The 14,791-nt window shown below is 34.7% G+C and carries 15 protein-coding genes and 1 riboswitch; of the genes, 6 read left to right on the plus strand and 9 right to left on the minus strand.

Translation table 11 applies throughout. The features are described 5' to 3' along the window. Positions 1-140: 140 nt before the first annotated feature. Genes H8911_RS10165 through H8911_RS10180 form a run of 4 tightly spaced genes read right to left on the minus strand, consistent with a single transcriptional unit; the run spans position 141 to position 4,972 of the window. Positions 141-1,385, minus strand: a complete 1,245-nt coding sequence (locus tag H8911_RS10165) for an ABC transporter permease (protein ID WP_186999578.1) — start codon at positions 1,383-1,385, stop codon at positions 141-143. Further along, positions 1,382-3,136: a biotin/lipoyl-binding protein gene (locus H8911_RS10170; RefSeq protein WP_186999579.1), complete on the minus strand. Its 1,755-nt coding sequence runs from the start codon at positions 3,134-3,136 to the stop codon at positions 1,382-1,384. Before H8911_RS10170 ends, H8911_RS10165 begins: the two co-directional genes overlap by 4 nt. Beyond that, positions 3,133-3,819, minus strand: a complete 687-nt coding sequence (locus H8911_RS10175) for an ABC transporter ATP-binding protein (protein WP_117926426.1) — start codon at positions 3,817-3,819, stop codon at positions 3,133-3,135. Before H8911_RS10175 ends, H8911_RS10170 begins: the two co-directional genes overlap by 4 nt. Beyond that, positions 3,809-4,972 (minus strand): efflux RND transporter periplasmic adaptor subunit, encoded by a 1,164-nt coding sequence (locus tag H8911_RS10180; protein ID WP_186999580.1) that lies wholly within the window; start codon positions 4,970-4,972, stop codon positions 3,809-3,811. The genes H8911_RS10175 and H8911_RS10180 overlap by 11 nt, the downstream gene beginning before the upstream one ends. A 123-nt stretch (positions 4,973-5,095) precedes the next feature. Between H8911_RS10180 and H8911_RS10185 the strand changes: the two genes are divergently transcribed. Next, positions 5,096-6,781 (plus strand): SulP family inorganic anion transporter, encoded by a 1,686-nt coding sequence (locus H8911_RS10185; RefSeq protein ID WP_186999581.1) that lies wholly within the window; start codon positions 5,096-5,098, stop codon positions 6,779-6,781. A gap of 207 nt (positions 6,782-6,988) precedes the next feature. Here the strand turns inward: H8911_RS10185 and H8911_RS10190 are convergent, their stop codons facing one another. Continuing rightward, positions 6,989-7,150 (minus strand): hypothetical protein, encoded by a 162-nt coding sequence (locus H8911_RS10190; protein ID WP_186999582.1) that lies wholly within the window; start codon positions 7,148-7,150, stop codon positions 6,989-6,991. A gap of 311 nt (positions 7,151-7,461) precedes the next feature. Here H8911_RS10190 and H8911_RS12765 point away from each other — a divergent pair, with 311 nt between their 5' ends. Further along, positions 7,462-7,635 (plus strand): hypothetical protein, encoded by a 174-nt coding sequence (locus H8911_RS12765; RefSeq protein WP_244975841.1) that lies wholly within the window; start codon positions 7,462-7,464, stop codon positions 7,633-7,635. A gap of 305 nt (positions 7,636-7,940) precedes the next feature. On the opposite strand, the gene H8911_RS10200 is transcribed toward H8911_RS12765, so the two are convergent. The 4 genes from H8911_RS10200 to H8911_RS10215 all read right to left on the minus strand — a co-directional run bounded on the left by H8911_RS10200 (position 7,941) and on the right by H8911_RS10215 (position 10,160). Next, complete coding sequence (locus H8911_RS10200; protein ID WP_186999583.1) at positions 7,941-8,597, minus strand: ABC-2 transporter permease; 657 nt, start codon at positions 8,595-8,597, stop codon at positions 7,941-7,943. Then, positions 8,594-9,445 (minus strand): ATP-binding cassette domain-containing protein, encoded by an 852-nt coding sequence (locus H8911_RS10205; RefSeq protein WP_186999584.1) that lies wholly within the window; start codon positions 9,443-9,445, stop codon positions 8,594-8,596. Before H8911_RS10205 ends, H8911_RS10200 begins: the two co-directional genes overlap by 4 nt. A 3-nt stretch (positions 9,446-9,448) precedes the next feature. Continuing rightward, a complete protein-coding gene (locus H8911_RS10210; protein WP_004611555.1) occupies positions 9,449-9,820 on the minus strand; it encodes a GntR family transcriptional regulator in 372 nt (123 codons plus the stop codon). Positions 9,821-10,022: 202 nt separating this feature from the next. Beyond that, entirely contained in the window at positions 10,023-10,160 is a 138-nt protein-coding gene (locus tag H8911_RS10215) for a helix-turn-helix domain-containing protein (RefSeq protein ID WP_117926413.1), read from the minus strand. Positions 10,161-10,420: 260 nt separating this feature from the next. Between H8911_RS10215 and H8911_RS10220 the strand changes: the two genes are divergently transcribed. From H8911_RS10220 to H8911_RS12540, 4 genes are all read left to right on the plus strand, one after another. Next, complete coding sequence (locus tag H8911_RS10220; protein WP_117926411.1) at positions 10,421-11,290, plus strand: YitT family protein; 870 nt, start codon at positions 10,421-10,423, stop codon at positions 11,288-11,290. A 53-nt stretch (positions 11,291-11,343) separates the two neighbouring features. Continuing rightward, positions 11,344-11,420: riboswitch (ZMP/ZTP riboswitch) on the plus strand. 103 nt (positions 11,421-11,523) lie between these two features. Beyond that, the gene (pflB, locus tag H8911_RS10225; protein ID WP_186999585.1) at positions 11,524-13,761 is read left to right on the plus strand and encodes a formate C-acetyltransferase; all 2,238 of its coding nucleotides are present in this window, start codon (positions 11,524-11,526) and stop codon (positions 13,759-13,761) included. 28 nt (positions 13,762-13,789) lie between these two features. Beyond that, positions 13,790-14,515 carry a pyruvate formate-lyase-activating protein gene (pflA, locus tag H8911_RS10230; RefSeq protein ID WP_117926407.1) on the plus strand — a complete coding sequence of 242 codons (726 nt, stop codon included), beginning with the start codon at positions 13,790-13,792 and terminating at the stop codon, positions 14,513-14,515. After that, the coding region (locus tag H8911_RS12540) for a hypothetical protein (RefSeq protein ID WP_222621016.1) at positions 14,512-14,791 on the plus strand (280 nt) is incomplete at its 3' end. The genes pflA and H8911_RS12540, both read left to right, overlap by 4 nt.

The raw sequence follows: 14,791 nt of genomic DNA on the forward strand, positions 1-14,791 counted from the left end.
GCAGAGATTTCACAATATCTCTGCTCCCTAGTTAATAATCCTTTAAACACTCATAGGGTTTTCAACCCTACAATTTTTAAAGCCAACTTTTAGTCAACCCTATCTAATTGCGGATTACCCGAATTTTCTCGTTACAACTTTTATTCATGTCTTAAAGCTTCAATTGGATCAAGATTTGCAGCTTTATAACTTGGTAACAATCCAAAAATAATACCGATTGCCATAGAGAATAATACAGATAGTATCATGGCAGGAATACTAATGGATACAGGTGTACCATTTAGAATAGATATTAATTTAGCTAAGCCAATACCTGTTATTACACCTGCAATACCTCCAATTGAAGTAAGTACTATCGCTTCAGTTAAGAATTGAAATAGGATGGCTTTTTTCTTAGCACCAATGGCTTTTTTAAGACCAATTTCTTTCGTTCTTTCTGTTACTGTTACTAACATGATGTTCATAACACCAATACCACCAACAAGTAAGGAAATACCGGCAATCCAGATTAACATGGCATTTGTGGATTTAGAAAGATTTTGAATATCTTTTGCCTGCTTCAATAAGTCTTGTGCTTTGTATTGAACATTTGAAGAAGAGACATATGTATTTAATACATCGGCTGCTTCTTTTCCAACACTAGTCATATTTGAAGTTGCATCCACCTTCAGTAAAGCACTTTGAGGTTCATCAAACTGATAGAATAATGGCCAAGACTCAATAGGAACATAGACTTTAGAACCAGTAGATTGATTGTATGTATAATATTCATCAATGCTATCCATAGAAGGTTCAAAATTTTCTTTATTGGCACAAACACCAACAATGGTGAATGGTGTTGAAGAAATTTCTATGGTTTTACCGATTGGATCATCTTCGCCAAATAGAAGTCTTGCGCTTGTTTCGTCTAAGACGGCAACTTGTCTAAATTTTTTGTTGTCTTTATCTGTAATGCCTCTTCCTTTTTTGATAGTTAACCCGCTAATAGAGAAATAATCTTGTTGGACACCCATGATGTATCCACCGTCTAAAGATGTATTATTGCGGAAGATGGCTTGATAACTTTGCCTAGAACGATACAGAGAAACACCTTCTACGTGATCAATGTTTTTTAAGGATTTAAGTGTGTCTTTTGAAACAGTTGGAACTCCATTAGGAATACCAGAATCAAAAGAGTATTCCCAATCTTCTTGATACAAAGCTAGTTTTACTGTGTTATTTCCGGAACCAATTAAATTCTTTTCAATCTGATCATTTGTCCCTTTAATTGTAGAAACAATCGCAATGATAGAGGCAATCCCAATAATGATTCCTAGCATTGTAAGAAATGATCGCATTTTATGCGTAAAAATACCTCGAAATGATAATCTTATGTTTTCAATCATGATGTAGCCTCCGAAGATTTTTGCGTCTTAACGCCTTCTTTTGCGTTTTTACTATACGCAAACGCAATATAATCTGTGTCTGAAAGTCCATCTTTGATTTCCATCGTATCGCCCCATACGATTTTTCCAACGGTCACATACTGCTTTTTCAATTTGCCATGAACATCTTTTAAAACATAGTATTTATTTCCTTCTTGTTTGACATAAGCCTTAGAAAGCCAAATCGAACTCGTAGTGTCACCAGCCGAATTGAATGTTAATTCTAAATATTCGCCAGCTTGTATTTTCGATGCATCTTTGGCATAAGCTTCAAAATCATAATAGCTCACATTTGGATTACCTGAACCATTATAGTTACTATTTGAAGAAGGTACAGTATCAATACTTTGGATTTTGGCATCAAACGTTTCTCCACTTGTCCAACAATAGGCAGAAATAGTATCTCCAACTTTAATTTGATTTAACATTAATTCACTAATGCTTCCTTTAATATAAGTTCCTTGTCCACCGGCTACTTCTAAGAAGGTATTTCCATCTTGTAAAGAATCCGATGTTTTTTTGATATTACGAACAATGCCACTTCGTTTTGCACGAATAACTCCATCATTTAATAAAGCTTTATTTTCGCTTAAAGAAAGCTGAGCTTTTTTTAAGCCTAAATCTAAAGTTTTCAGTTCCTGTTTCTTATCACGGATTGCTTTCGCAAGTTCAATTTCTGTATAACCCGATGAGAGATCTTGACTTGGCTTTTGTTCTACTTCCACATATTTCTGTTCTTCCTTTGTGTGTGAAATCACCGAATACATATCGCCTTCATTAATGGATTGTATAGTGGTAAACTTGTCGCAACGAACGAGCCATGAAGAATCAATATCTCCATCATTTGTATACACATCGAATCGTAAGTATTGGTTTAGATTCGCATTGTCTAAAAATAGCTTTCCATACACAAACCCTTGATTTTCGCTTAACTTAAATACATACGGATTCTGTTTAGTTCCAGCTAAAAAGATTTCTTTATTTGGGATTTGTTGTTTATCACTATAATATTCTACAACATCTTTAGAATCATACGCGTTTGTTGAACCATCTGTATATGTATATTCAATCCAATACCAACAGGTATTGTTAGATTCTTTCATTTCTCTTTCTTCTTTCCATAATGATGCCTTTTCATGAGGCCCTTTTTCAGGAGCTTCACTTGTTGTAGAAGTGTAATAGATTTTATAAGCCGTGAAATTCTTTTCAGCTTGTGATAAAGATAGAATATAAGGATATAAACCATTTCCATTTTTTTCAGGAACACCAGGCAATGGTGCAGGAGTATGATCTTGAATTTCTGGTTCTTCGACAACATCTGGAATAGGCGTTGTATTTAATAATTTCTTTAATTCATGCTCGGCAAGTGCAATCGCATTTTGAGCTTTTTCTACATCCAATTGACTTGTATCTACTGCACTTTGAAGTGTAGTTAGGTCATATGACAATAAAGGATCACCTGAATTGACCTGTTGACCTTCTTGTACAAATACTTGTGTAATTGTTTTAGAAGCATCATATAATACGGATTGCCTATCACTATTGGATACAAGACCAGTAGATGTGGATGGGTTATCCCAATACCCTGTATTTAATGTGGATACAGAGTTTACATCGATTTTGTTTGTTGAATTCAAATAAAACTTAATTCCAACTAAGGTAAATGCACATATAGAAGTAATAATAATTCCTTTTTTTATAGAAGGCTTCATAGCACACCTCCTTGTTTATTTTCAATGATTTCTCCATCAATGATATGAAGAATTTTTTTTGCATGACTTGCCACATTGGCATCATGCGTTATCATAATGATTGTTACACCTTCATCATTTAAGGATTTAAATAATTCCATAACTTGTTTTCCGCTTGCTTGATCAAGTGCTCCTGTAGGCTCATCGGCAAGTAGGATTTTTGGATTATTGATAATGGCGCGAGCAATCGCAACACGCTGTTTTTGTCCACCAGATAATTGGCTTGGCTTAAATGAAATACGATCTTGTAAACCTACTTTATTTAATACATCTATAGCTCTTTGATTTCTTTTCTCTTTATCAATACCTGCATAAATCAAAGGTAAAGCTACATTTTCTTGGGCGGTTTCCGAACTTAGAAGATTGAAGTTTTGGAATACAAAGCCAATCTTATTTAAACGAAGATCACTTAATGCATCATCATTCATTTCAGAAATATCTTCATCTTCAAATAGATACGTACCCAAACTTGCTCGATCTAAACATCCAATGATATTCATAAGTGTTGTTTTACCTGAGCCGCTAGGTCCCATAATCGCAATATAGTCACCTTGTACGACTTCAAGACTGACATCCTTTAATACAGGAACAATCATAGGTTCTTTACCGTAGTTCTTATAAATATTTTGTATATTAAGAAGCATTGGCATCACCATCCGTTTCCGTCTGATATTCTGTAGTTGTTTTCATTCCTTCTGAATAAGAATCATCAGCCCACGCGATATAGTCATCAACGTTGAGTCCTGATTTGATTTTTGTGGTATAGGTTTCTTCATCTGTTTTACCAAGTTCTACTTTTCTTTTCTTTAATTTACCACGTTCAGATACCCATACATATGAATTTCCATTGTCATCCGAAACAATAAAACTTGCATCTAGCCAGATACCTTTTTTCTTTGTAGATTGGCCATTATCCACTTCAATATATACGTGTTGTCCAAGCATTAAACCTTTGTTGTTGTCTAAAGAGACATAGAAAGGGTATTTTGATGCAGATTCCCCTGAATCCGCTCCATAAAAGTTATTGTTCGAATTCGATTGAGGCTCTGTTTCTACTTTTGTGACAGTCCCCTTATAGATTTGATCTTCATTTACACGACTTCTGACAATGACACTTGTCCCTTCAGAAATGGTGCCCATTTCACTAATAGAGCCTTTCACTCTAAAATCTGTAGTTTGCGTAATGGATACTAACGGTTTTTGGTTTCCACTCTCATCCGTTCCACCATCTTTATTTACTTCTTTAATAATTCCATCAATAGTAGAAAGGACAGTAGAATTTTCAATTTGTTTATTCAACTGATCGATTTCAGTTTGTGTAGCTTTGATTGTGTTTTGAGCTTGACGAATCGCATAACTCGCATCATTGATTCGTGCCTGAATCTCTACTTTATCTCCACCCTTATTTAGTTCGGCCTTATAATCTTCAATTGTATTATTTTGAGCGGCGATTTCATTGTTTTGGGCTTCAATATCTAATTTTTTTTGTGCAATCGAATTCGCTGCTTCTGTAGTGTCATAAGAAAATAATTTATCTCCTTTACTTACTTTTTGCCCTTCTTTTACATACATATCTGTAATGGATTTGTTTCCATCTTGATTAATATCAACTGTTTCTGAGGATTCTACAACACCTGAATAACGATTTTCCGTATAGGAAGATCCGATGATTGTTGAAACTTTTTGAACATAGATGTTTCCATTACTTGATTCCTTTGGAAACAAGTAATAAATGCCGATAACAACGATTAAAAGGCATGCTGAGATTAAAATTATAATTTTAGTCTTTTTTTTCATATTATTCTCCTGAAATTTAGTGTTATATGTATAGTATATCAAATACTAGTATATAAAATTCCTTAAAAATACTTAAATTATGGTATACTTTAAAGGTTGTTAAAAAGAGAGGGATATTAACAAATGAATTCACTAAAACCGATGTTACTTTCATCACTTAAAAGCTATGATAAGTCTCGGTTTTTCAAAGATGTGACAGCTGGAATTATCGTCGCTATTATCGCATTACCATTATCGATTGCATTAGCACTTGCTTCTGGCGTTGGACCGGAAGCCGGTATATTTACTGCAATTGTGGCAGGTTTTGTCATTTCAGCACTAGGCGGAAGCAGTGTACAAATTGCAGGACCGACTGCTGCATTTGCGACGATTGTTGCTGGAATTGTAGCGCATGATGGAATGGATGGCCTTGTCGTTGCCACAATTCTTGCAGGTGTTTTTTTGATTTTGATGGGTCTATGTCATTTTGGAAGTCTAATCAAGTTTATTCCATTTACTATTACGACAGGTTTTACTTCGGGTATTGCCGTTACGATTGTGATTGGACAATTAAAAGATTTTTTTGGATTAACTTATCCAACGGGAGTAAAGCCTATTGAGACGGTTGAAAAATTTGAGACTGTAATCCATAATTTTTCTACAATGAATATGGATGCCGTGATTGTAGGTGTGGTATCTTTAGTTATCTTGATTATTGCTCCATATATCTTTAAAAGAATTCCAGGCTCACTTTTAGCCGTTATTGCTGGAATTTTGATGGTTCAATTCTTGCCTTTAAAGGTAAATACAATTGGAAATCTTTATACCATCAGCAATGCATTACCATCTTTACATTTTCCAAGCTTATCATTAAACATGATTCAAAATGCATTACCGAATGCACTAACCATAGCTGTATTAGCGGCCATTGAATCATTACTTTCTTGTGTTGTTGCTGATGGCATGATTAATGGAAAACATCGTTCGGATATGGAACTTGTTGCGCAGGGTGCTGGAAATATTGCGTCAGCTTTATTTGGAGGAATTCCTGCCACGGGTGCTATCGCAAGAACGGCTGCCAATATTAAAAATGGAGGAAAAACACCGATTGCCGGTATGGTGCACTCTATCACATTAGTAATTGTATTGGTTGTTTTAATGCCATATGCCGGAATGATTCCGATGCCTACCATTGCAGCAATTTTATTTATCGTCGCATACAATATGTGCCAATGGCGTACCTTTGTGAACTTAGCTAAAACAGCACCTAAGAGTGATATTATAGTTTTAGTCACTTCATTTGTGCTAACTGTAATTTTTGATTTGGTTGTGGCCATTGAAGTGGGAATGGTACTTGCTTGTTTATTATTCATTAAACGTATGAGTGAAGAAACAAAAGTCAATGGCTGGACATATGTAGATGAGGATACACTCGATGTTGATGAACACCTTCAAAAGCTTCCCCTTCAGATTCGTGTCTATGAGATTTCAGGACCCTTGTTCTTTGGAGCGACCAGTGTGATTGAAGAAATTGTGGTAAAAGATTTTACAACATGTCTAGTTCTTCGTATGCGCAGTGTTCCTTCATTAGATAGTACGGCACTAAACGCATTAAAGGATTTAGTTCAAGTTTGTGAATCCAAAGGAATCACGATTGTATTTTCACATGTGAATGATCAACCGATGAAGGTCATGGAAAAGGCAGGCTTTATTGAGCTTGTGGGAGAAGAAAACTTCCAACCAAGTATCAGTGCAGCACTAGATCGTGCTGAAGAAATTGTTCATAGTAAACAAGAAAAGACTTTTTCTGCAAAAAAGTCACACGTCTAAATGACGTGCCAGGTTCGTTTCCAGTCATCCGGTAACATTTCAATATTCACTCCATCTTTCTGAATCATTCGGTTTCCCGATTCACTCAGAAAGATGGAGTTTTTATTGTATGCTTTATTTATAAATACTTCAGAATTTCATCCATGATCTATGTACCTATCATCCAGTAAGATATCATAAACTTCTAGTTCTGATTATTTATCTCATTTAATCCACAAATCCCATGCCTCTTCGATTGATGACATAGGCTGCACAATAATGTACACTCAGTCCTTTGATCTTTGTATACTTTTCTTTTCCAATCCTACTCGTATTCTTTGGATCTACTTTAATAACATCCACTTCATTCATCAAACATTTTCTTTTCACTTTTTCTATACCATGAAGAGAAGACTGCAAAGGCTATGGTTGAAGGCATAGACCTTCTCGAATCAATATTAGGAAAAGATCTATTCAAAAAGGAAGTGGAGGTAATCAAGACAGATAGAAGTACTGAATTCTCAGATGTAGAAGGACTAGAAAAAGACAATGATGGCATCAACTCATGTCTTTTACTGCGATGCTATGCAATCATGTCAGAAAGGAAGTCTTGAGAACAACCACAAGGGATAGGTTACATATGCCCTAAAGAAGCAGGTCTCAAGGAGCTTGGTCTTGATTCACAGCAGAAGGCTAATCTCATGGTATCCCACATCAATTCCCAGCCAAAGGAGAAGCTAAAAGGAAAGTCACTGCTGGAGATGATGGAGTTCCTAAGTCCAGATTTATATAAGAAATTCATAGAATTTGGAATCAAGAAAATAGAAAATGATGAAATAATTTTAAAACCATATTTACTAAAAGAAGATAACTAAAATCATTCGGAGAATGTATGAAACATGAGATGCAGACTGACAATAGCACATGCAGTTAAAGTGGAATTTAATCTTACACCCGAAAAAATGAACGAAATTCCATAGCTTTATTGTTCCCTAAAATACCATGATTTCTGTCATGAAAGTCACACTTCTTGTATACGTATGATTAAGTTCCATTCTTAAAACCAAAAGAATATCAGACTTAATATCCGATATTCTTATGAAAATATAATTCTGAACGAGTAAATTCCAAAATTTTTTTGTTCCGTTTTAAAGTGGAATTTAACTTTTCACTTTAGCTTTTAAAATTCTTTTTTGTTCATAATTGACAAACTGATTTTCATTGAAACCAATAACATCAATAAAGCGATAATAATTGCAATAGCGATAAGAACTCCCATGCTTACAGTTGGCAAATTATCTAGCAGACTAACTAAATCAATATTGAAAATGGCTTCTGCTCCTTTCACGATAACGAGAGTGATTACTTCCAGACCGCCCAATACACCAATCATAGCAATTCTTCCTTTATCTCCACCGAATTTTAGCCGAAAAGGAAGCATGATTGCTTGAACGACAATCATAATAGGTAAAATCATCAATGAACTCTGTACTAAATCTGTAATAGGTAATGTATCTTTCAATACAGTTGTAATTATTCCTAAAATAGTTGCCAAAACCCAAGCAATACATCCCAATAATAGACCAAGAAAGTATTTTTCACTCACATAATGATTACGTGTAATAGGTAATGTAAACAGAAACGCATTTCCATTATCAAAATCATCATAACTGATAGTGCTTACTGTAAAAAGTGATACAGTGAAACTCAGAAAACCTAATGGGAATATCACATCATCAGTAAATATCATCATTCCGATTACAATCGCCAAAATGAGCAACAGAAAATTTTTCTGTGACATCATCAATTTCAAATCTTTTACGAATAAACCTTTCATTGTTCTGTCCCCCTAATCATCATGGTAATAACTTCATCTATTGTACCTTTTTCAATGGCAATTTTAGGATAATTTTCCATATAATACTGTTTCTGATTTGTCAGACAGCTATATCCATATGTTTCTTTTTTGGAACGCAATATAAACTGTTTATCCAGCTTGCTGTATTGTTCTGCGTCTACTTTTAATAAAGCATAGTCGCTAAGAAGAACGTCCGTATCTTCATGCAGAATAATTTTTCCGTCATGTATCATATAAAGGTCATCACATAGCGACTGCAAATCACTGGATATATGAGAGCTGATTAAAATGGAGCGTTCTTCATCTTTTTCCAGAAATTCTCTTAACATTTCAAGCAATTCGTCTCTTGCGATTACATCTAAACCTGCTGTCGGTTCGTCCAGTAGCAGCAGTTTTGCATTGTGTGAAATTGCAACCAGCACTTTTAATTTTACTTTCATTCCTGTTGAAAATTCTTTTATCTGTTTATTCATAGGTAGTTGAAATTTCTGTGCCTGTTCTATAAATAGTGATTTGTCGAATTTTGAGTACATATTCTGCAATATAGGGATAATATCTTTTATCTTCAGATACCCACTAAAACCAGAATCCGACAATACTACACCCAATTCCTCTTTATCTTTTGCTGTGAAGTTTTTTCTGTCCTTTCCAAGTATGGTAATATTTCCGCCATCAGGTGAAATCAAACCTAATATCGCCTTAAATGTTGTGCTTTTTCCAGCACCATTTTGTCCAATCAAGCCTGTTACACATCCAGACATAAGCTCTAATGAACAATCAAGAGAAAAATTCTCATAATGCTTTTTCAAGTGTTCAATTTTTAACATACATCAGCCCTCCAATATCAACTCAAATAAACTTTTTATATCTTCATCACTAATACCACATCGTCTGCCTTTTTGGATAGCCTGCTCCAAATCCGCTTCCAATTCTTTTTTCTGTTCTTCCAAAAGCAGTTCTGTATTTGTAGCCGCTACATAAGTGCCTTTTCCATGTACTGTAACCGTAAAACCCTCACTTTCCAAATTGTCGTAAGCTTTTTTTACAGTTAAAGCACTTATTTTTAGTTCCTTAGAAAGTGTACGGACAGATGGAAGATTGTCGTTTTCCTTTAGTTCCCCGTTACGTATGAGCATTTTAATCTGGTCAACAATCTGTTCATATATGGGAACCATTAGGGAAGTATTGATTATAATTTTCATTCTTTATATCCTTCTTTCTTTTCTTGGAAACAGTATATAACAGTCATAAACTGTCGTCAAGTGTTGTATGGTGTTTGTTGTAAATTTTCTTTTGATATTAAAAACATGCAAATCAATATAGAAATGCGTGTTAAAAAATATAGTATTCTATTGTAATTCCTATAACGAAAGCAGGTGTTTCACGGATTGTTTCTAATATCCTTTAGTTGGGGAAACTCCATTTTTCCCATCGCGAAATGGTTTTATTTGTCACACCTAATTTTTCAGCTAACTGCTCTTGTGTATATCCTTTTTTCTTTCGATTCATTGCGATAAAGGCTCCTATCTTTTTTGTGTCCATAATTGGCCTCCTTTCATCTAAAATATTACTATTTTCGCTATACATTGAACATCCCACAAATAGCTAACTAGCAGACACAAATAGCGAATTAGCAGATTCTTCTTGACTTAAATGATCATGTTCAATACAATAGATGGGTGCATTAAAAATAACGTTCACTCTTCACCGGATGAGTGGTTAAAGCGTCTAGGATCAAATCGTAGGTGCAGTGATTTCACTGTAAGATTTGATCTTAGGCGTTTCTTTTTTTGGAGGTGTTTATGAATAAGACAAAAGAATTATTGGTACAAATGATGTGGGAATTAGTTGGCAGTATCTTTGTTGCGATTGGAATTTATAATTTTGCCGTACAAGCTAAGTTTCCTATGACAGGATTTTCGGGAATTTCAATTATCTTTTATCGACTATTTAATATTCCCATTGGTTTTTCAACGATTCTATTGAATATACCTGTTGCAATACTTTGTTACAAATTATTAGGAAAGAAGTTTTTTATCAGTTCCATTCGCTGTATGATTGTATCTTCATTGATTATTGACTATGTGGCACCATTATTTCCAGTCTACCAAGGAGATCGATTATTAGCTGCCTTATGTACGGGAGTTTTTGGTGGAATTGGTTATGCGATGATTTATACAAGAAATTCATCTACAGGAGGATCTGATTTTATCATCATGGCTGTAAAGGCATTAAGACCTCATTTATCTTTAGGAAATATTGCCTTTTTATCAGATGTTGGCATTATTCTAGTGGGTGGTATTTTATTTAAAGATGTAGATGGAATGATTTATGGTATGATTGTAAATTTATTATTCGCGGTTGTAGTGGATAAAATGATTTATGGCTTGAATTCAGGTAAGGTCGCTTTTATTGTGACAAAACACGGAAAAAGAATTTGTCAGGTGATTGACGAAACAAGTCAAAGGGGAAGTACGATTTTAAATGCTCAAGGTGGATATAAACAAGATGATATGCAAGTGGTAATGTGTGCATGTAACAGTAAAGAAATGTATCAAGTAAGAAAGGCTGTACAAGAAGCGGATCCAGAATCTTTCTTTGTGGTTGTAGAGTCGCATGAAGTACATGGAGAGGGGTTTAAAATGACAAATATTGGAGAAGCACAAAGCTAAATTCATGCCCGTGATGAAAACGCTTGCGTAATTGATAGTTCTTTGTTATGATTTAGATATCATATGACTGACGGAAGTGGAGTTACCACATGAAGTATGATGTTATAGGCCGACCGTCTGGGCAAGTTTACTTTGTCTTTTCGGTGGGTCTTTTTAATTGACTACTCCAAGAAATCATAGTAAACTTAAAATAACTGTTAGATTAAACTAACTGTCATTAGAAGGAGGCAATTATGAAAGAACAATGGCAAGGATTTAAAGGCAGTAAATGGAAGGACGAGGTAGATGTTCGAGATTTTATTCAAAACAACTACAAACCTTATAATGGAGATGAAAGCTTTTTAGAAGGTCCAAAAGAATCGACAAATACTTTATGGGCTGAGCTTCAAAAACTACAAAAAGAAGAACGTGCCAAAGGCGGTGTATTAGATATGGAAACAGAAGTGGTTTCGAGTCTAACTGCTTATGGCCCTGGATATTTAGATAAAGATTTAGAGAAGGTTGTCGGTTTACAAACAGATAAACCATTAAAACGTGCATTTATGCCTTATGGCGGTATTCGTATGAGTGAAGAGGCATGCGAAACTTATGGATACAAACCAAGTGAAAAATTACATGAAATCTTCACAAAATATCATAAAACTCACAATGATGCTGTATTTAGTGCATACACACCAGAAATGCGTTTAGCACGTCGTAACAAAATCGTTACAGGATTACCAGATACATATGGTCGTGGACGTATCGTAGGGGATTATCGTCGTGTTGCACTTTATGGTATTGATTATTTAATTGAACAGAAACAAAAAGATTTAGCATATTGTGGCGATGGAACAATGACGGATGATGTAATTCGTCAGCGTGAAGAATTGGCTGAACAAATCAAGGCGTTAAAAGAAATGAAAATTATGGCAGCAAGCTATGGATATGATATTTCTCAGCCTGCTAAAAACTCATTAGAAGCAGTACAATGGCTATACTTTGGATATTTAGCTGCTATTAAAACACAAAATGGGGCGGCTATGTCAGTAGGTCGTATTTCAACATTCTTAGATATTTATTTTGAAAGAGATTTAGAGAATGGTGTCTTCACAGAAAGTGAAATTCAAGAAATTGTTGACCATGTGACAATGAAATTTAGAATGGTTAAGTTTGCTAGAATTCCTAGCTACAACCAATTATTCTCAGGAGATCCAGTTTGGGCAACACTTGATGTTGGTGGTTTAGGTATGGATGGAAGAAGTATGGTTACTAAAACTTGTTTCCGTTTCTTGCATACACTTGAAAATATGGGACCGAGTCCAGAACCAAACTTAACTGTATTGTATTCTTCAAATTTGCCTGAACCATTCAAGAAATATGCTGCAAAAGTAAGTATTGATACAAGTAGTGTACAATATGAAAATGATGATGTAATGCGTCCTGTATGGGGAGATGATTATGCAGTATGTTGTTGTGTAAGTGCTACGCAAACTGGTAAAGAAATGCAGTTCTTTGGTGCTCGTGCAAACTTAGCTAAATGTTTACTATACGCTATCAATGGTGGTGTAGATGAAAAGACAAAAGTACAAGTAGGTCCAGAATATAAGCCCATCACAAGTGATTATTTAGATTATGATGAAGTAATGCATAAATACGATATCATGATGGACTGGTTATCAGGGTTATATGTAAATATTTTGAATTTGATTCAATATATGCATGATAAATATTATTATGAAGCAAGCCAGATGGCTTTGATTGATACAGATGTACGTAGAACTTTCGCAACGGGTATTGCTGGATTCTCGCATGTAGTAGATTCATTGAGTGCTATCAAATACGCAAAAGTGAAGACAATTCGTGATGAAGATGGATTGGTAGTTGATTATGAAATTGAAGGAGATTTTCCTCGTTATGGAAATGATGATGACCGTGCGGATGAAATTGCTGTATGGTTATTAAAGACATTTATGCGTAAGATTGAAAAACACCACACATATCGTGATAGTGAACCAACGACTTCAATTCTTACAATTACTTCAAATGTTGTATATGGTAAAGCTACAGGTGCGCTTCCAGATGGAAGAAAAGCAGGAGAACCATTATCACCAGGTGCTAACCCTGCATATGGAGCAGAACAAAATGGATTGTTGGCATCGCTAAATTCTGTCGCAAAACTTCCTTATGAATATGCGTTAGATGGAATTAGTAATACGCAAACAATTAATCCAGATGCGTTGGGTCACAATGAAGAGGAAAGAGTAAATAACTTAGTGAATGTATTGGATGGATACTTTGATCAGGGTGCTCACCACTTGAATGTGAATGTATTTGGTGTAGAAAAATTAAAAGATGCGATGGAACATCCAGAAAAAGAGGAATACGTAAACTTTACAATTCGTGTTTCTGGCTATGCCGTTAAATTTATTGATTTAACTCGCGAACAACAATTAGATGTTATTAGTCGTACATGTCATAAGAGCCTTTAATAAGGCTCTTTCTAGTTAGGGGGATATTATGTTAGGAGCAATTCATTCGATTGAAACGTTTGGCCTTGTAGATGGACCAGGCGTAAGATATGTCATCTTTATGCAAGGATGTCATATGCGTTGTAAGTTTTGTCACAATGCCGATACTTGGAAAACGAAAGAGCCAGATCAAAGTGCAGAAGTGGTATTAAAGAAAGCTTTACGATATCGTCCTTACTGGAAAGATAATGGTGGCATTACAGTCAGTGGCGGTGAACCGTTACTTCAAATTGATTTTCTGATTGAACTTTTTACATTAGCTAAAAAAGAAGGTGTCAATACAGTTTTAGATACTTGTGGACAACCATTTACTTTTGAAGAACCATTCTTTTCTAAGTTTAAACAACTTATGAATGTTACAGATTTAGTATTATTAGATATAAAACATATTGATGAAATGGCTCATAAAGAATTAACGGGACATACGAATCAAAATATTTTAGAACTAGCTAAGTATTTGTCGGATATCCAAAAGCCAGTATGGATTCGTCATGTATTGGTACCAACAATCAATGCAGATGAAAAATATTTGGAACGACTACATCAATTTATTATTCAATTAAAAAATGTAGAAAGAATAGAAGTATTACCATACCATACTCTAGGGGCTTATAAATGGAAAGAACTTGGCTTAGAATATCCTTTAGAAGGAATTAATCCGCCAACTGAGAATCAACTTCAAATTGCGAATACAATACTCGAAACAGGGAAATGATCGATGTCATTAAGTTAAGAAATGACGGCTTTGAGGGGAACATAAAAAAATGTGCTCCTCTTTTTTTTGGAAAATTTGAATTTTTTGTTGACATACAGGTAGAAATGTGTGGCCTATTATCATTTCTGATAATAGGCCAATTGTTTATACGGAAGGACATCAAAACCATGAATGATTCTTCTTCACTATTTGTTGTTGATTCAAATAAGGATTTTACACGGAAAAGAAAACATCTTTTTGGAAGTACACTTTTCAATGTGCTTTTATTAGAGTCTG

This window comes from Holdemanella hominis (genome assembly GCF_014306155.1).
Classification (GTDB): Bacteria; Bacillota_I; Bacilli_A; order Erysipelotrichales; family Erysipelotrichaceae; genus Holdemanella; species Holdemanella hominis.